1 protein-coding gene and 1 pseudogene are annotated in these 20,276 nt (G+C 66.0%); both read left to right on the forward strand.

The features are described 5' to 3' along the window. The first annotated feature begins 180 nt into the window (after positions 1–180). On the forward strand, positions 181–396 hold the full coding sequence (locus R2K23_RS02275; protein WP_316513955.1) for an MbtH family protein: 216 nt from the start codon (positions 181–183) through the stop codon (positions 394–396). A gap of 76 nt (positions 397–472) precedes the next feature. Then, positions 473–20,026: pseudogene (locus R2K23_RS02280) on the forward strand (amino acid adenylation domain-containing protein); the annotation flags it as partial. Between the last annotated feature and the right edge of the window lie 250 nt (positions 20,027–20,276).

Genomic DNA, 20,276 nt, shown 5'->3' on the forward strand with positions numbered 1-20,276 from the left:
GGGATCATCGATTTGTGCTCCGTTTCACAGGAGAAGTCGCTAAGCTGACGCACTGCAACACACAAGTCGCTCGAGTGGGCCACTGGACAGACAGCGCGGATGCAAGCTGTGGGGGCATTGCCTTGCATCCGGACGGGGTCAGTCAAGATCGACTCGAGTTTTGAGGGTGGGGAGGCCCTAGTGAGTGTGAATCCATTCGACGATGACGACGGCAGCTTTTACGTCTTGATCAATGACGAAGAGCAGCACAGTCTTTGGCCGACCTTCGCCGAAGTACCCGCCGGCTGGCGGGTGGTGCACGGCGAGGCCGGCCGGGCCGAATGCCTGGACTTCATCGAACAGAACTGGCCTGATATCCGGCCGAAGAGCCTGCGCGACAGGCTGGCCAAGAGCTAGCTCTGCTATCGGTCGATAGTTCGACCGTCACGTGCTCTGGGGGGCTGGGGCACTACATCTGCGGTGGGGGAAACCAATGCAGCTTGATGATCGGTTACTGCCTGCAACTCGCGCACAGCTCGACATATGGCTGGCGGAGCATGCGGTGCACCTTGGTGCCGAGTGGCAACTCGGCCTGCTCGCCAGGATCGAGGGCCTGGTGGAGCATGACGTTCTCGAATGGGCGATCCGGCGGGTGCTGCGCGAGGCCGAACCGGTTCGCGCGGCATTCGCGGAGGTGGAGGGGCAGGTATTCCAAAAGCCGCTCGACTACTCGGATTTCGAGCTGCCATTCCACGACCTGACTGGTTCGCCCGACCCGGAACAGGCCGTGCGCGAGATGGCCACATCCATCCAGCGCGCGCCGATGCCGTTGGACGGGCCATTGTTCAGGTTTGCGTTGTTTCAGACGGGTCCCGGCGAGTGCTATCTGTTCGGCGCCTGTCACCACCTCGTCTTGGACGGGACCGGTATTGCGCTGGTGGGACAGCGGATCGCGTCGGTGTACTCGGCGACCGTGACCGGCGCGCCCATCCCGCCCGCGCTGTTCGGGTCGTTGGCCGACCTCGTGGACTGTGAACGGGCGTATGAAGAGTCCGCCGACTACCTGGTGGACGAGTCCTATTGGCGAGAACACCTGCCCCACGAGAATGGGCGCGGCTACGCGTCCGCCGCGACGGCCGCCGAGCGCGGGCCGGCGTGGCCGACCGATGCGCTGCCGCTGGATCCGGAAACCCTCGGTCGCGTCGAGGAGTGCGCCCAAGGTTGGCGAATGTCGCGATCGTCGGTCATCACCGCGGCGTGTGCGCTGTTGGTCCGCGGCTGGGACGCGGACAGCTGCGAGGTGGTCCTCGACCTCCCGGTGTCCCGCCGGGTGCTGCCGGAGTCGAAGACACTACCCGGGATGGTGGCGGGGGTGGTGCCGCTGGTGTTACGCGCGGAGCCGGAGTCCTCCGTCGCGGAGTTCTGCGCACATGTCGACGCGAAGATTCGGGAAGCTTTGCAGCACCAGCGGTTTCCCGTAAACGCGCTAGAGCGTCAGCTCCGCGCCCGCGGAGTCGGGCAGCTTGCCAACCGGGTGAGCGTCAACTTTCTACCCGGTACCTTCCAGTTGGAGTTCGGTGGCCTACCGGCGACAGCGTCGTTGATCAACGTCGGCGCTGTGGGCGGGCTCGGACTGGTCTTCTCCGCTGTCGATGACCAACTCCTGCTCAGCACGACGGGGAGCAGTCCGACCTTTCCCAACCTGGAGACCACCGATCTCGTTGATCGTCTGACGCGGGTACTGCTGGCGATGACTGAGGATCCGCGGCGGTCGTTGTCGTCGGTGGGTCTGATCGATGGGGTGGAGCAGGAGCGGCTTGATGGGTTTGGTCGTCGGGCGGTGTTGTCGTCGTCGGTGGTGGAGTCGTCGCTTCCGGCCCGGTTCGAAGCTCAGGTTGCGCGGTCTTCGGAGTTGGTGGGGGTGCGGTTCGGTGGGTTGTCGGTGTCGTATCGGGAGTTGGATGAGGCGTCGAATCGGTTGGCGCACTTTCTGATCGATCGCGGTGCAGGCCCTGGGCGGTGTGTGGGGTTGTTGTTGGAGCGCTCGGCGCAGGCGATCGTCGCGATTTTGGGGGTGCTCAAGACCGGGGCGGCGTATCTGCCGATTGATCCGGCGCATCCGCAGGCGCGGGTGCAGTTCATGGTTGCTGATGCGGCGCCGGTGGTGGTGTTGGTCTCGTCCGGGTTGGCTGATCGGCTGGCCGGATGTGCAGTGCTGACCGTCGATGTGGGTGATCCCCGCATCGACGGTCAGCCCAGCACGGCGGTGTCGGTGGCGGTGGCTGCTGATGATGTCGCCCACATCATCTACACCTCGGGCACCACCGGCACCCCGAAGGGGGTGGCGGTCACCCATGGGAATGTGACGCGGTTGTTCGACGGCATGGATGTCGGTATCGAGCTGGGGCCGGATCAGGTGTGGTCGCAGTGTTCGTCGTTGGCGTTCGACTATTCGGTGTGGGAGATCTGGGGTGCTCTGCTGCACGGGGGCCGGTTGGTGGTGGTGCCGGAGTCGGTGACCCGTGCTCCTGATGAGTTGCAGGAGCTGTTGACCGCCGAGCAGGTCACTGTGCTCAGTCAGACGCCGTCGGCGGTGGGGGTGCTCTCACCGCAGGGATTGGAGTCGACGGCGTTGATGGTCGCTGCTGAGCCGTGTCCGGCTGAGGTGGTGGATCGGTGGGCGCCGGGTCGGGTGATGATCAATGGTTACGGTCCGACGGAGACCACGGTGTACGCGGCGATCAGTGCGCCGCTGCAGGCCGGTGCGGGTGTGGTGCCGATCGGGTCGCCGGTGCCGGGGGCGGCGTTGTTCGTCCTGGATGTGTGGTTGCGGCCGGTGCCGGTGGGTGTGGTTGGTGAGTTGTATGTGGCCGGCCGTGGTGTGGGTGTGGGGTATGTGCGTCGGGCGGGGTTGACCGGGTCGCGGTTTGTGGCGTGTCCGTTCGGGGCTGCGGGGCAGCGGATGTATCGGACGGGGGATCTGGTGCGTTGGGCCCCCGATGGGCAACTGCTGTATCTGGGGCGGGCGGATGAGCAGGTCAAGATCCGTGGTTACCGCATCGAACTCGGCGAAATCCAGTCTGCGCTATCAGAATTGGACGGGGTCGAACAAGCGACGGTGATCGTCCGGGAGGATCAGCCCGGCAACAAGCGCCTCGTCGGGTACGTGACCGGGGAGGCCGAACCGGCTGCGATCCGCGCCCGGCTGGCCGAGCGGTTCCCGGACTACATGGTGCCCGCAGCGATCGTGGTACTCGAGGCGCTGCCGTTGACGGTCAACGGCAAACTCGACAAGCGGGCCTTACCCGCCCCGGAGTACGCCGACGCCGACCACTACCGGGCCCCGAGCACTGCGGTCGAGGAAATCCTGACCGGAATCTACGCCCAGGTCCTCGGGCTCGACCGCGTCGGCGTCGATGACTCCTTCTTCGACCTCGGCGGCGACTCACTATCGGCCATGCGCCTGATCAGCGCGGTGAACACCAGCCTCGACGCCGGGCTGACCGTACGCACCTTGTTCGACGCGCCGACCGTCGCCGAGTTGGCCGCCCGGATCGGCGAAGATGCCGACGTCAGAGCGCCGTTGGTGGCGGGCGTGCGGCCTGACCTGGTGCCGCTGTCCTACGCCCAGAGCCGACTCTGGTTCCTCAACCGGTTCGAAGGCGGGGTCGCCACCTACAACATGCCGACCGCGTTCCGGATCGACGGAACGCTCGACGTGGAGGCGTTGGCGGCGGCACTCGATGACGTGATCGCCCGCCATGAGGCGCTGCGCACCATCTTCCCCGACGTGGACGGGGTGCCATGGCAGAAGGTGCTGCCCGCCGAGGCCGGCATGTGGCGCTGCGAGGGACCGGTGGTGAAGCGGGTGCGGGAGGGCGACGTGGCTGCCGAGCTGACGGCGCTGGCCGAGTACCGGTTCGAGTTGTCGTCCGAGATCCCGATCCGCGCCCGGATTCTCGAGGTCGGCCCCGACCGTTACGTGCTGGGCATCGTGATGCACCACATCGCCTTCGACGGATGGTCGCTGGCGCCGATGGTGCGCGACGTCGGCGTCGCGTACGCCAGCCGATGCGAACACCGGGCGCCGGACTGGACCCCGTTGCCGGTGCAGTACGTCGATTACACACTGTGGCAGCAGGCTTGGCTGGGCTCCGAGACCGACCCCGACAGTGCGATCTCGGCCCAGCTGGCGTACTGGCGACAGGAGTTGGCGGATCTGCCGGAAGTGGTGTCGCTGCCGACGGATCGGCCCCGCCCGCCGGTGCCCACGTACCGCGGCGACGAGGTGGGACTGAGCATCGATCCGCAGACCTGGTCGAGCCTCAAAGCAGTGGCTGCGGCACACAACGCGACGGCCTCGATGGTGTTGCAGGCCGTGATGGCGGTGGTGATGCATCGCGCGGGCGTCGGCGACGACCTGGCGCTGGGAGCGCCCATCGCCGGGCGACTGGATGCCGCGCTCGACGATCTGGTCGGATTCTTCGTCAACACCTGGGTACTGCGGGTGAACGTCGACTCGCAGCAGCGGTTCAGCGATGTGCTCGACCAGGTGCGCCGCAAGGCACTGGACGCCTACGCCAACCAGGATGTGCCCTTCGAGCTGTTGGTCGAGCGGCTCAACCCGGCGCGCTCCGCCTCGCATCACCCGTTGTTCCAGGTGGCCATGGTCTATCAGAACAACGTGCGGCCCGAGGTGGTGCTCGACGGGGCCGGCGTCGAATCAGTTGCTGTGGGCACTCAGACCGCCAAGTTCGACCTGGACATCCAGCTCCGGGAGGTCCTCACCGACGACTCCACGGCGGCCTTCGCGCTGCGCGAGATGCCGACCAGGGACGCGGGCGAGCCCATGTGTGCCGGCGTGGTGACCTATGCCACGGATCTGTTCGACCGGGACACCATCGAACGGTTGGTGACCTGGTTCGGTCGGGTGGTCGAGTCGGTGGTCGCCGACGCGACGGTGCGGGTGAGTGATCTGAGCCTGCTCGGGCCCGACGAGCGAGAGACGTTGTTGGAGAGGTGGTCTGGCGCCGAGATCGACGCGCCGACGGGCCTCGCCCCAGAATTGCTGACCACGGCGGCCGCCGCTCACCCGGACGCCGTGGCGGTCGTCGACGGCGAACGGTCGTGGTCGTACCGCGAGTTGGACGAGGCCTCAAATCGCCTGGCACGCAGCCTCATAGACGCCGGGGTGGGCCCGGAGCGGGCCGTGGGCGTAGCAATGAACCGGTCCGCCGAGCTGGTGCTGGCGTGGTGGGCGGTGCTGAAAGCCGGCGGCGTCTACGTGCCGGTGGACCGGACTCATCCCGAAGCCCGGATCGCGACGGTCCTCGACACCGCCGGGGCTGTGTGCGTCCTGACAACCGGCGCCGATCCGGTGGGCGTCGCGGCGCGGCCGGTACTGCGGATCGACGAGTTGGATCTGTCGACGCGCAGTGCGGCACCGATCACCGACGCCGAACGGCTTGCGCCGCTGACGATCGACAATGTGGCCTACGTGATCTTCACGTCCGGTTCGACCGGCCTCCCCAAGGGGGTGGCAGTCACCCACGCCGGACTGTGGGGAGTCGCCGCCGCCCACCGCGACCTGTTCGAGGTGGGTGCGGACGGCCGCGTGCTGATGGTGGCCGCGCCCACCTTCGACGCATCGGTTTTCGAGTGGTTATGGGCCGTGGCCTCCGGTGCCGCCCTGGTGGTCGCGTCGCCCGACTCTTACGCGGGGGAGGCGCTGACCGCGCTGTTGCAGGACCAACGGGTCGACGCGGCGTTGTTGACCCCGACGGTGCTGGCAACGCTCGACCGCGTCCGGGTCCGGCAACTGAGCACGCTGGTCACCGGTGGGGAAGCGTGCCCGGCGGAACTGGTCGCCGCCTGGGCGCCGGGCCGACGGATGTTCAACGCCTACGGACCCACCGAGGTCAGCATCTGGGCCACCTGGAGTGCTTTGCGGGAAGACCGGCCGGTGGGCATCGGGGCCCCGATCCCCGGTGTGCGTGCGATGGTCCTCGACGCGGGGATGAGGCCCGTGCCCGTCGGGGTCGTCGGGGAGTTGTATCTGTCCGGCCCCGGACTCGCCCGTGGTTATGCGGGCCGGCCGGATCTGACCGCGGATCGGTTTGTGGCCAATCCCTTCGGCGGCGCGGGGGAGCGGATGTATCGCACCGGAGATCTGGTGCGTTGGACCACCGAGGGTGCGCTCTCGTATCAGGGGCGCGCCGACGCCCAGATCAAGCTCCGGGGACAACGACTCGAACTCGGTGAGATCGAGAACACCTTGCTGGCCTGCCCACAGGTCACCCGGGCCGCCGCCGCGGTACACCGCAGCAACACCGGCACCGCGCACCTGGTCGGCTACATCTCGCTGACCCACGACGACGGCTTCGACCACGATGCCGAGGTGGTCGACCAGTGGCAGCACATCTACGACGAGCTGTACGACGCCGACCTGGAGGTCACCGACTTCGGTAGCGACTTCCGAGGGTGGAACAGCAGCTACACCGGGACGCCCATCCCGCTTGCGGAGATGCAGGAATGGCGTTCGGCGGCGGTGGACCGCATCCTGGCGCTGCGGCCCCGGCGGGTGCTGGAGATCGGCGTCGGCTCGGGCCTGGTCTTGTCTCAGGTCGCTCCGGCGAGCGAGGAGTACTGGGGGACCGACTTCTCGGCGCCCACCATCCACACCCTGCGCGCCGCGGTCGCTGGCCAGCCGTGGGGAGACCGGGTGCGGCTGTGGGCGCAGCCCGCCCACGTCACCGATCCGCTGCCGCACAGCTACTTCGACACCATCATCGTCAACTCCGTCGTGCAGTACTTTCCGAGCGCCGGGTATCTGGCCGAGGTGTTGGACGCCGCCGTCGAACTGTTGGCGCCAGGTGGGGCGCTGTTCATCGGCGACGTGCGCAACCACGCTCTGCAGGGCGCCTTTCAGACCGGCATCGCGGTGGCCCGCAACGAGGGCGGTGACACCGACGCCGACGAGATCCGGCAACGGGTGCAGCGCGCGATCCTCGGTGAAGCCGAATTGTTGCTGGCGCCGGAGTTCTTTGCGGCGTGGGCGACGGGATGCCCCTCGGTGGCCGGAGTGGACATCCAGGTCAAGCGCGGGGACGCCGACAACGAGCTCACCCGCTACCGGTATGACGTCACCGTCCACAAGGGTCCTGCCGAGGTGCGCTCCCTGGCGCAAGTGCCGCAGCGCACCTGGACCAGTTGCGCCGGACTCGATGGTCTTTCCACGCAGCTGGTTTCGGATCGCCCCGTGACGGTGCGCATCACCGAAATCCCCCGCGCCGGCGTCGTCGCCGATGTCCACCTCGAGCAGGCCCTGGCCGAGGGCGCGCGCCTCTCCGATGCGCAGGACCGCGGCGAGGCCGGCGCGGGTCCCCACGGTGCCGTCACCGCCGAACAACTGCACCGGCTCGGCGAGCAACTCGGGTACCGGGTAGCGGTCACCTGGGGGGCGCACCCCGGCACGTTGGACGCGGTGTTCACCGCCGCCGGCGGGGCGGCGCCGGCAATGGTCGATACCTACCTGTGCCCGCGCGATCTCCGTAGCCCCGATAGGTACGCCAACGATCCGCACACCAATACCAAGGTCAGTGCGGTCCGGCGGCAGCTGAGCGAGCGGCTGCCCGACTACATGGTGCCGACCCACCTCGTGGTGTTGGACGACTTCCCGTTGACCTCCTCGGGAAAGATCGACCGGAAGTCGCTACCGGCGCCGATCGTCACTGCCAAGGCATTCCGGCCGCCGCAGACGCCGACCGAGAAGACCGTCGCCGAGGTGTTCGCCGAGGTACTCGCCCTGGACCGGGTGGGGCTCGACGACGACTTCTTCGACTCCGGCGGCGATTCCCTGATCGCCATCCGGGTGAGTACACGGCTGCAGACGGCGTTGGGTGCGGAGGTACCGGTGCGGTACCTGTTCGATACGCCGACTGTCGGCGGACTCGCCGACTGCCTGGACCAACAGCAGGGCGGCGTGGTCCGCGCCCCGCTGCGGGAAATGGCTCGCCCGGAACAGGTTCCGCTGTCGTTCGCCCAACAGCGGCTGTGGTTCCTGGATCAACTGCAGGGTCCCTCGCCCATCTACAACATGGCGGTGGCGCTGCGTCTGGTGGGACGCCTGGATGTGCACGCATTGGGGCACGCGCTGGCCGATGTGATCGGTCGCCACGAAAGCTTGCGCACGGTATTCGTTGCAACCGACGGCATCCCCCGGCAGATGGTGCTGCCCGTAGAGCTTGCGAACATCGGATGGCGTGTCATCGACGCGGAGCAATGGTCGGCGGAGCAGCTGGACGAGGCGGTGGCCGCGGTGGCTCAGTACAGCTTCGACCTTGCCCGTGAGACACCCATGCGGGCCGCGCTGTTCCGGGTCGGTGTCGACGAGCACGTATTGGTTGCGGTGGTGCATCACATCGCCGCCGACGGGTGGTCGGTAACGCCCTTGGTGACAGATCTGAGCGTGGCCTACGCGGCCCGTGCCGCGGGCGCATCGCCGCGGTGGGCGCCGTTGCCGGTGCAGTACGCCGATTACACGCTGTGGCAGCGAGATTGGCTGGGCGATGAGAAGGATCCGGACAGCGTGATCTCCGGACACCTCGCCTATTGGGAGCAGGCCCTGGCGGGGTTGCCGGAGCGGCTGGAGTTGCCGACCGATCGGCCGTACCCGCCGGTCGCCGACTACCGCGGCGACAGCGTCGCTGTCGAGTGGCCGGCGGAGTTGCAACAGCGGGTGGCGCGGCTGGCGAGGGAGCACAACACGACGAGCTCGATGGTGGTGCAGGCGGCCTTGGCGGTGCTGCTGTCGAAGCTGAGCGGCAGCACCGACGTGGCCCTCGGTCTTGCCACGGCTGGCCGTGGCGATTCCGCTCTCGATGATCTGGTCGGTTTCTTCGTCAACACCTTGGTGCTGCGGGTCGATATGGCCGGCGACCCCACCGTCGCCGAGGTACTGACCCGGGTGCGTCAACGTGGTCTGGAGGCGTTCGAGTATCAGGAGGTGCCGTTCGAGGTGTTGGTGGAGCGGCTCAATCCGGTTCGCTCCCTGACGCATCACCCGCTGGTGCAGGTCATGCTGACCTGGCAGAACCTGCCCTGGCGTAGTAGTGGACCTGCCGCGGGGCTCAGATTGGGTGCCGTGCAGGCGATCCCGATTCCGGCGGAGACTTTGACTGCGCGGATGGATTTGGTGTTTTCGTTGGCGGAGCGCTTTGACGGTGGTGAGCCGGCGGGGATCGAAGGGGTGGTGGAGTTCCGGACTGATGTCTACGACGTTGCCAGCGTTGAGACGCTGATCGAGCGGTTGCGGTTGGTGTTGGTGGCGATGACTGAGGATCCGTTGCGGTTGTTGTCGTCGGTGGGTTTGGTTGATGGGGTGGAGCGGGAGCGGCTTGATCGGTTCGGCGGTCGGGCGGTGTTGTTGTCGTCGGTGGTGGGGTCGTCGCTTCCGGTCCGGTTCGCGGGGCAGGTGGCGCGGTCTCCGGAGTTGGTGGGGGTGCGGTTCGGTGGGTCGTCGGTGTCGTATCGGGAGTTGGATGAGGCGTCGAATCGGGTGGCGCACTTTCTGATCGAGTGTGGTGCGGGGCCGGGGCGGTGTGTGGGGTTGTTGTTGGAGCGCTCGGCGGAGGCGATCGTTGCGATTTTGGGGGTGCTCAAGTCCGGTGCGGCGTATCTGCCGATTGATCCGGGGCATCCGCAGGCGCGTGTGCAGTTCATGGTTGCTGATGCGGCGCCGGTGGTGGTGTTGGTGTCGTCCGGGTTGGCTGATCGGCTGGCCGGATGTGCAGTGCTGACCGTCGATGTGGGTGATCCCCGTATCGACGGTCAGCCCAGCACGGCGGTGTCGGTGGCGGTGGCTGCTGATGATGTCGCGCACATCATTTACACCTCGGGTACCACGGGTACCCCGAAGGGGGTGGCGGTCACTCATGGGAATGTGACGCGGTTGTTCGACGGTATGGATGTCGGTGTCGAGCTGGGGCCGGATCAGGTGTGGTCGCAGTGTTCGTCGTTGGCGTTCGACTATTCGGTGTGGGAGATCTGGGGTGCTCTGCTGCACGGGGGCCGGTTGGTGGTGGTGCCGGAGTCGGTGACGCGGGCTCCTGATGAGTTGCAGGAGTTGTTGACCGCCGAAGGCGTCTCGGTGCTCAGTCAGACTCCGTCGGCGGTGGGGGTGCTCTCACCGCAGGGGTTGGAGTCGACGGCGTTGATGGTCGCTGCTGAGCCGTGTCCGGTGGAGGTGGTGGATCGGTGGGCGCCGGGTCGGGTGATGATCAATGGTTACGGTCCGACCGAGACCACGGTGTATGCGGCGATCAGTGCGCCGCTGCAGGCTGGTGCGGGTGTGGTGCCGATCGGGTCGCCGGTGCCGGGGGCGGCGTTGTTCGTGTTGGACGTGTGGTTGCGGCCGGTGCCGGTGGGTGTGGTCGGTGAGTTGTATGTGGCCGGTCGTGGTGTGGGTGTGGGGTATGTGCGCCGGGCGGGGTTGACCGGGTCGCGGTTTGTGGCGTGTCCGTTCGGTGCTGCGGGGCAGCGGATGTATCGGACTGGGGATTTGGTGCGTTGGGCCCCCGATGGGCAACTGCTGTATTTGGGGCGTGTGGATGAGCAGGTCAAGATCCGTGGTTATCGCATCGAGCTCGGCGAAATCCAAGCCGCGCTAGCAGAATTGGATGGGGTCAGTCAGGCGGCGGTGATCGTTCGGGAGGACCGCCCGGGTGATAAGCGCCTCGTCGGGTACGTGACCGGGGCAGTGGACCCGGCTGCGATCCGGGCGGCGCTGGCGCAGCGGTTCCCGGACTATATGGTGCCCGCGGCGATCGTGGTGCTCGAGGCGCTGCCGTTGACGGTCAACGGCAAACTCGACAAGCGGGCGTTGCCGGCACCGGAGTACGCCGACGCCGACCAGTACCGGGCCCCGAGCACTGCGGTCGAGGAAATCCTGGCCGGAATCTACGCCCAGGTCCTCGGCCTGGACCGCGTCGGCGTCGACGACTCGTTCTTCGACCTCGGCGGCGACTCACTATCAGCCATGCGCCTGATCAGCGCGGTCAACGCCGCCCTGGACACCGACCTGGGAGTGCGAACGCTCTTCGACGCCCCCACCGTGGCTCAACTCGCACCGCGCGCCGGGGCCGGCAGCGGTCGCCGCGCACCCCTGGTCCCGATGACCCGCCCACAACACATCCCATTGTCATACGCCCAACAACGACTCTGGTTCCTGGAGCAGTTGCAGGGGCCTTCACCGATCTACAACATGGCGGTGGCGCTGCGCCTGAGCGGGGTCCTTGACGGCGAGGCGTTGGGTCAGGCGTTGACAGACGTGGTGGGCCGGCACGAGTGCCTGCGCACCGTCTTCGTCGCAAGCGATGGTGTGCCCCAGCAGGTGGTGTTACCGATCGAGCACGTCGATGTCGGGTGGCAGAGGGTGGACGCTACGCAGTGGTCGACCGCGCAATTGGAGGAAGCCGTCGGCGAGGTAGCGCGCCGAAGTGTGGATATGACGACCGAGATACCGCTGTGGGCAACACTTTTCCGCCTGTCCGCGAACGAGCATGTGTTGGTGGCGGTGGTGCACCACATCGCTGCGGACGGATGGTCCATCAATCCGCTGATGGCTGATCTCAGCGTCGCCTACGCTGCCCGGTGCGCGGGCCGAACCCCGGACTGGACTCCGTTGCCCGTCCAGTATGTCGATTACACGCTTTGGCAGCGTGAACAGCTCGGAGACCTGGCGGACGACGCGAGCCGCATCGCCGTGCAACTGGGCTACTGGGAGCAGGCGTTGGCGGGGTTGCCGGAGCGGTTGGAGTTGCCGACGGATCGGCCGTATCCGCCGGTGGCGGATTACCGCGGTGCGAGCGTGTCGGTCCAGTGGTCGGCTGAGCTGCACCGGCAGATCACCGCACTCGCCCGCGCCAATCACGCCACCAACTTCATGGTGATTCAGGCGGCGCTGGCGATACTGCTCTCCAAGCTCGCCGCCAGTTCCGATGTGGCGCTGGGCTTTGCGACTGCCGGGCGTGCAGACCCTGCGCTGGACAACCTGGTGGGTTTCTTTGTCAACACCTTGGTGTTGCGGGTAGATGCCTCTGGTGATCCCACTGTGTCCGAACTATTGGACCAGGTGCGTCAGCGGGGCTTGGCGGCGTATGAGCATCAGGATGTGCCGTTTGAGGTGTTGGTGGAGCGGCTCAATCCGAGTCGCTCGCTGACGCATCACCCGCTGGTGCAGGTCATGTTGTCTTGGCAGAACTTCGCCGGCGACCCGGCCAACGGGTTGGTGCTCGGTGAGGCGCGGGCTACCCCGCTGGCCACCGACACTTTGACTGCGCGGATGGATTTGGTGTTTTCGTTGGCGGAGCGCTTTGACGGTGGTGAGCCGGCGGGGATCGAAGGGGTGGTGGAGTTCCGGACTGATGTCTACGACGTTGCCAGCGTTGAGACGCTGATCGAGCGGTTGCGGTTGGTGTTGGTGGCGATGACTGAGGATCCGTTGCGGTTGTTGTCGTCGGTGGGTTTGGTTGATGGGGTGGAGCGGGAGCGGCTTGATCGGTTCGGCGGTCGGGCGGTGTTGTTGTCGTCGGTGGTGGGGTCGTCGCTTCCGGTCCGGTTCGCGGGGCAGGTGGCGCGGTCTCCGGAGTTGGTGGGGGTGCGGTTCGGTGGGTCGTCGGTGTCGTATCGGGAGTTGGATGAGGCGTCGAATCGGGTGGCGCACTTTCTGATCGAGTGTGGTGCGGGCCCGGGGCAGTGTGTGGGGTTGTTGTTGGAGCGCTCGGCGGAGGCGATCGTTGCGATTCTTGGGGTGCTCAAGTCCGGTGCGGCGTATCTGCCGATTGATCCGGGGCATCCGCAGGCGCGTGTGCAGTTCATGGTTGCTGATGCGGCGCCGGTGGTGGTGTTGGTGTCGTCCGGGTTGGCTGATCGGCTGGCCGGATGTGCAGTGCTGACCGTCGATGTGGGTGATCCCCGTATCGACGGTCAGCCCAGCACGGCGGTGTCGGTGGCGGTGGCTGCTGATGATGTCGCGCACATCATTTACACCTCGGGCACCACGGGCATCCCGAAGGGGATGGCGGTCACTCATGCGAACGTAACCCGGTTGTTCGACGGCATGGACGTCGGTGTCGAGCTGGGGCCGGATCAGGTGTGGTCGCAGTGTTCGTCGTTGGCGTTCGACTATTCGGTGTGGGAGATCTGGGGTGCTCTGCTGCACGGGGGCCGGTTGGTGGTGGTGCCGGAGTCGGTGACCCGTGCCCCGGATGAGTTGCAGGAGTTGTTGACCGCCGAAGGCGTCTCGGTGCTCAGTCAGACTCCGTCGGCGGTGGGGGTGCTCTCACCGCAGGGGTTGGAGTCGACGGCGTTGATGGTCGCTGCTGAGCCGTGTCCGGTGGAGGTGGTGGATCGGTGGGCGCCGGGTCGGGTGATGATCAATGGTTACGGTCCGACCGAGACCACGGTGTATGCGGCGATCAGTGCGCCGCTGCAGGCTGGTGCGGGTGTGGTGCCGATCGGGTCGCCGGTGCCGGGGGCGGCGTTGTTCGTGCTGGACGTGTGGTTGCGGCCGGTGCCGGTGGGTGTGGTCGGTGAGTTGTATGTGGCCGGTCGTGGTGTCGGTGTGGGGTATGTGCGCCGGGCGGGGTTGACCGGGTCGCGGTTCGTGGCGTGTCCGTTCGGTGCTGCGGGGCAGCGGATGTATCGGACCGGGGATCTGGTGCGTTGGGCCCCCGATGGGCAACTGCTGTATTTGGGGCGGGCCGATGAGCAGGTCAAGATCCGTGGTTATCGCATCGAGCTCGGCGAAATCCAAGCCGCGCTAGCAGAATTGGATGGGGTCAGTCAGGCGACGGTGATCGTTCGGGAGGACCGCCCGGGTGATAAGCGCCTCGTCGGGTACGTCACCGAGGGGCTTGCGGGCATGGTTGATCCGGTCGCGGGCCGCGCCGCGCTTTCGCAGCGGTTGCCGGCGTATATGGTGCCCGCGGCGATCGTGGTGCTCGAGGCGCTGCCGTTGACGGTCAACGGCAAACTCGACAAGCGGGCGCTACCGGCACCGGAGTACGCCGACGCCGACCAGTACCGGGCCCCGAGCACTGCGGTCGAGGAAATCCTGGCCGAAATCTACGCCCAAGTCCTCGGGCTCGACCGCGTCGGCGTCGACGACTCCTTCTTCGACCTCGGCGGCGACTCACTATCAGCCATGCGCCTGATCAGCGCGGTCAACGCCGCCCTGGACACCGACCTGGGAGTGCGAACGCTCTTCGACGCCCCCACCGTGGCTCAACTCGCACCGCGCGCCGGCACCACCGCCGGAGGACGTATTCCGCTGATACCGATGAAACGGCCCGCGGTCGTCCCGCTGTCCTATGCGCAGCAACGGTTGTGGTTCCTCAACCGTTTCGAGAATGCGGTGGCGACCTACAACATGCCCATCGCCTTCCGAATCACCGGATCCCTGGACGTCGAAGTGCTCAAGGAGGCACTCGACGACGTCATCACCCGGCATGAGTCATTGCGTACCGTCTTCCCCGACGTCGACGGCGTTGCGCTGCAGAAGGTGTTACCCGCGCGGCCTGGGCTGTGGCGGCATTGTGATATGGCAGTGGTGTCGATTTCCGAGCAGGATGTGGCTGCCGAACTGGCAACCCTCGCCAGCTACCGTTTTGATCTGTCCGCCGACGTTCCGGTTCGTGCGCAGATCTACAAAGTCGGTCCACGCCAGTACATCTTGGGAATCGTGCTGCACCACATCGCATTCGATGGCTGGTCAATGGCACCCATGGTCCGCGACGTGGCAACCGCGTACACGGACCGCCGGCAGGGCCAAGTCCCCTCATGGGCGCCACTGCCGGTGCAGTATGCCGACTACACGTTGTGGCAGCGTGAAAATCTGGGCGACCTGACCAATCCCGATAGCCGAATCGCCGGCCAGTTGGCGTACTGGCGGCGGGAGTTGGCGGGGCTACCGGAGGTGGTGACCTTGCCGACGGACCGCCCGCGGCCAGCAGTGCCCAGCTATCGCGGCGAAGGAGTCGAAATCCGAATCGATGCTCAGACCTGGTTGGGGGTCAAGGAATTGGCTGCCGCCAATGATGCCACGGTGTCGATGGTGTTACAGGCGGCGGTGGCGGTCGTAATGCACCGGGTCGGGGTCGGCAACGACGTGGTGCTGGGCGCACCGATCGCCGGACGGATGGACCCGGCGTTAGAGGACTTGGTGGGCTTCTTCGTCAACACGTGGGTGCTGCGGGTAGGGGTTAACTCGAATCAGCGATTCGTCGACGTGCTCGATGAAGTGCGGCACAAAGCACTCGACGCGTACGGCAACCAGGATGTGCCGTTCGAGGTTCTCGTGGAACAGCTCAATCCGTCCCGGTCGGGCTCCCACCACCCCCTGTTCCAGATCGCGCTCGTGTTCCAGAATAACGTCCACCCCGCGGTGGGGCTCGACCGTACGACCATCGAACCCCTCTCGATGGTCACCAACACCGCCAAATTTGATCTCGACGTCGATCTGCGGGAGGTCGCCGACGAAACGGGCGCACTGATGTGCGCCGGCGTGGTGACATACGCGACAGACCTCTACGACCAGTCCACGATCGAGCGCTTGGTGGATTGGTTGGGTCGGATGATCGCCACGGTGGTCGAGGACTCAACGTCGATCGTTGGTGAGGTCCCGCTGATAGACATTGATGAGCGAAATCAATTGCTGCGCAGTTGGTCTGGTGCTGAGGTATCTGCACCGCTGGGATTGGCAACCGAACTGCTGGAATCGGCGGTCGTCGCCGACCCCGATGCGTTGGCGGTCATCGACGGGAATCGCGAGTGGACCTATCGCGACCTGGACGAGGCGTCGAATCGGTTGGCGCGAAAGCTGATAAACATCGGTGTGGGTCCGGAGCGAGCTGTAGGCGTGGCGATGGCGCGCTCTGCTGAGCTGGTGTTGGCCTGGTGGGCGGTCCTCAAAGCAGGCGGCGTGTATGTGCCGGTCGATATGGGGCATCCCGCCGAACGCACTGCCGCGGTATTGCGCGTGGCCGAGGCCGTGTGCATCTTGACCTCCGGAATCGGCGCAGCGGACGGTGCCGGCGACCAGCCGGTGGTGCGGGTCGATCAGCGGGACATGTCGGCGTTCAGTAGTGAGCCTGTCACCGATGCCCACCGATTGGCGCCGCTAATGGTCGACGACGCGGCATACGTGATCTTCACGTCCGGTTCGACCGGTACTCCCAAGGGGGTAGCGGTGACGCATGCAGGTCTGCTGGGGCAGGCCGAGGCACACCGCAGAGTGTACGGCCTCCAGCCCCGCTCACGTGTCCTGATGGTCGCCGCACCCACCTTCGACGCCTCGGTGTTCGAGTGGCTGCTCGCGGTGGCGTCGGGCGCGACATTGGTCGTGGCGCCCCCTGACTGCTATGCAGGAGATGCACTTACGGCCCTTCTGCAGTCGCAGCAGGTTGACGCCGGACTGTTGACCCCGACTGTATTGGCGACCTTGGAACGCGGGCGGCTCGCTGACAGGTTAGGCACCCTGATCACCGGCGGTGAGGCGTGCCCGGCGGAACTGGTTACCGCCTGGGCACCGGGTAGGCGGATGTTCAACGCCTACGGACCCACGGAAGCCACCATTTGGGTCACATGGAGTCGCGTCGCCCCGTCACGCCCGGTCGGCATCGGGACGCCGGTTGGGGGCGTGAGCGCTTTCGTACTCGATGCCCGGCTCAACCCGGTTCCAGTCGGGGTGGTGGGCGAGCTCTATCTGGGCGGTCCTGGGGTGGCCCGAGGCTATGTCGGTCGTCCCGACCTGACCGCAGATCGTTTCGTCGCCAACTTGTTCAACCAGAGCGGGTCCCGGATGTATCGCAGCGGAGACCTGGTGCGCTGGGGTGCCGACGGACAACTCGAGTATCTGGGACGGGCCGATGAGCAGGTGAAACTGCGCGGTCAGCGACTGGAGCTGGGCGAGATCGAGAACACTCTGCTGGCCTCACCGCATGTCGGTCGGGCCGCAGTGGCGGTACATCATGGTGAGACCGCAGACCACCTTATCGCATACGTGACGCTGGACCGCACCGCCACCGCAGACCAAAAGGCAGACGCCGTCGACCAGTGGCAGCAGATCTACGACGAGTTGTACGACGTCGAACTCGACGACAACGCCAATTTCGGAAGTGATTTCCGTGGGTGGAACAGCAGTTACACAAGCGAACCCATTCCGCTGCCCCAGATGCAGGAGTGGCGGTCGGCTACCGTGGCGAGGATCCTCTCGCTACGGCCGCGACGAGTTCTGGAGATCGGTGTCGGATCGGGGCTGGTGCTGGCGCAAGTCGCCCCGCAGAGCCAGGAGTACTGGGGCACCGACTTCTCGGTCCCCACAATCCGCAAGTTGAAGGCCACGGTGGCCGGACAGCCCTGGGGGGAACACGTTCGGCTGTGGGCGCAACCGGCTGACGTGACGGATGGGTTCCCTCCGGGTTACTTCGACACCATCATCGTCAACTCGGTGATCCAGTACTTCCCCAGCGGGGACTACCTAGCCGAGGTCATCGAAAAGGCTGTCGATCTGTTGGCTCCTGGCGGTGCGCTGTTCATCGGGGATGTGCGCAACCACAGTCTGCAGTCCGCTTTCCAGACGGGTATAGCGCTGGCGCGGGCCGGCGTGACCGACGCCGACGATATTCGGCGCCGCGTCCAGCACGCCATGCTGGTTGAGCCCGAACTGCTCTTGGCTCCCGAGTTCTTTACCACCCTGGCGGACGAGCATCCGTCGGTGTCGGCGGTGGATATCCAGGTCAAGCGTGGTGAAAGCGACAATGAATTGACCAGGTACCGCTATGACGTGATCCTGCACAAGGGACCCGTCCAGGTGCGCTCGCTTGCCAGCGTGCCGACCCTGACGTGGGATTACTCCGCTGGGCTGAGCGGAGTGAACAGTGAGTTGAGGTCATGCAGGCCAGGGTCGATACGCATCGTCGGGATTCCCCGGGCGGGGGTGATTTCCGATGTCGCGGTCGAGCAGGCGTTGGCGCAAGGGCTGTCGTTGCCCGAGGCGCAGGCCCACGGTGCCGCTGCGGCGGAAAGCGCCGCCACACCGGAGCAGCTGTACCGTCTCGCTGCAGAGAACGGGTATCGGGTTGCAGTCACTTGGGGAGCGCAGCCGGGGACTTTGGACGCGATCTACCTCGCCGACACCCTCGGGTCGAAGTCGACCCTGTTCACCGACCTCTATCGGCCCACGGGCGCGGTCAGAAAGCGCAGTACCTGTGCCAACGCGCCTCACGCCAACAGCAAACTGGGCGAAGTGCGACAGTGGGTTACCGAACGGTTGCCGGAATACATGGTGCCGAGCCACTTCGTGGTGCTTGACGAGTTCCCACTGACCTCCTCAGGGAAGATCGATCGGCGGGCACTGCCCGCGCCGGTGTTCGGCCCCAAGGACTTCCGGGCTCCGCAAACCTCCACCGAGAAGGTGGTCGCAGGCGTGTTCGCCGAAGTCCTCGGTCTAGACCAGGTCGGCGTGGACGACGATTTCTTTGTTCTGGGCGGGGATTCGCTGATTGCGATTAGGGTCACCGCTCGTCTGCAGGTTGCCCTCGGGCGAGAAGTCCCGGTGCGCGTCCTGTTCGACGTACCCACCGTCGGTCCACTCGCTGATCATCTCGACCGTGTGCAGGGCAGCGTGGCCCGCCCGCAACTGCGCAGGATGCCACGACCGCAAAACATTCCACTCTCGTTCGCGCAACAACGCCTGTGGTTTTTCGAGCAGCTGCAGGGCCCCACGCCGATCTACAACATCGCCACCGCACTCCGGTTGGAGGGCGACCTTGACGCGGACGCACTCGGCAGGTCGTTGGCCGATGTGGTTGAACGGCACGAGAGCCTGCGGACGGTGTTCGCGACCGCGGACGGAATTCCGGTGCAGGTGGTGCTACCGGTCGATCAGGTCGATCTCGGTTGGTGCACCGTCGATGCCATCGATTGGACGGCAGACAGACTAGAACTGGCTGCCGGCGAGGTGGCCCGACACAGCTTCGACCTCACATTCGAGATCCCTTTGAAAGCAGTCCTTTTCCGTGTTGCAGACGACCAGCACCTGCTCGTGGCGGTGGTGCACCACATCGCCGCTGACGGCTGGTCGGTGGCACCGTTGGTCGCCGACCTCGGTGTGGCCTACGCCCAACGAAGCCACGGACAGCGGCCCGAATGGCAACCCCTGCCGGTCCAGTATGTCGACTACGCGTTGTGGCAGCGCGAATACTTGGGCGAAGTGAGCGACGCGAAAAGCCCGATCGCCGCACAGTTGTCCTACTGGGAGGACGCGTTGGCCGGCCTTCCCGAACGACTCGAGCTGCCCAAGGATCGTCCCTACCCACCGGTGGCCGACTACCGAGGCGCCAGCGTGGCCGTGGAATGGCCAGCCGAGCTGCAGGAGCAGGTGGCCCGACTGGCCCGGGCGAACAACGCAACTACCTTCATGGTGATGCAGGCGGCCCTGGCGTTGCTGCTGTCGCGATTGAGCGGTTCTTCTGATGTGGCCGTGGGAGTCACGACTGCTGGGCGCAATGATCCGGCCTTGGAGGGACTGGTCGGGTTCTTCGTCAACACGCTGGTTCTTCGGGTCGACTTCAGCGGCGATCCCACCATCGCTGAACTGCTCGATCAGGTGCGCCGACGTGGTTTGGCGGCGTTCGAGAACCAGGACGTGCCCTTCGAGGTACTGGTGGAGCGGCTCAATCCTGTCCGCAACCTGAGCCACCATCCGCTGGTTCAGGTGATCCTGTCCTGGCAGAACCTGCCGTGGCAGCACAGCGGGGACACGGCCGCCGGTTTGACTTTGGGTGACGTGAAAGCCACGCCGTTGCCAGCTCACACCCGCACGGCACGCGTGGACCTGACCTTCGCTCTCGGCGAGCGGTGGACCCAGGATGGAGAACCGGCCGGAATCGGGGGGACGGTCGAGTACCGCACCGACGTTTACGACGAGGCGAGTGCCCGACGGTTGATCGACCGGCTGCGTCGAGTGCTGGTGGCCATGACAGCGGAAGCCAGTGATCCGTCATGAGCGCTGACAGGTCCCGTCGACTTTGGTTCCTGAGGGGCACGAATGACGCGGAGGCATCTTGGGGCCGCGGCTCAGAGGACCGACCACCCACGCGACCAGCGGCTCACGGGAGCACTGGTAGGCCCTGGATCCGGCACAGGCGTAACCGGCGAGTCTGCTGAAGAACATTGGGGGATAAATGGAGATTCACACAATAATCTCGGCTGAGGTGTCGGCCGGTCGGCCGGCGGAT

This window comes from Mycolicibacterium sp. MU0050, from assembly GCF_963378085.1.
Lineage (GTDB): Bacteria > Actinomycetota > Actinomycetes > Mycobacteriales > Mycobacteriaceae > Mycobacterium > Mycobacterium wendilense.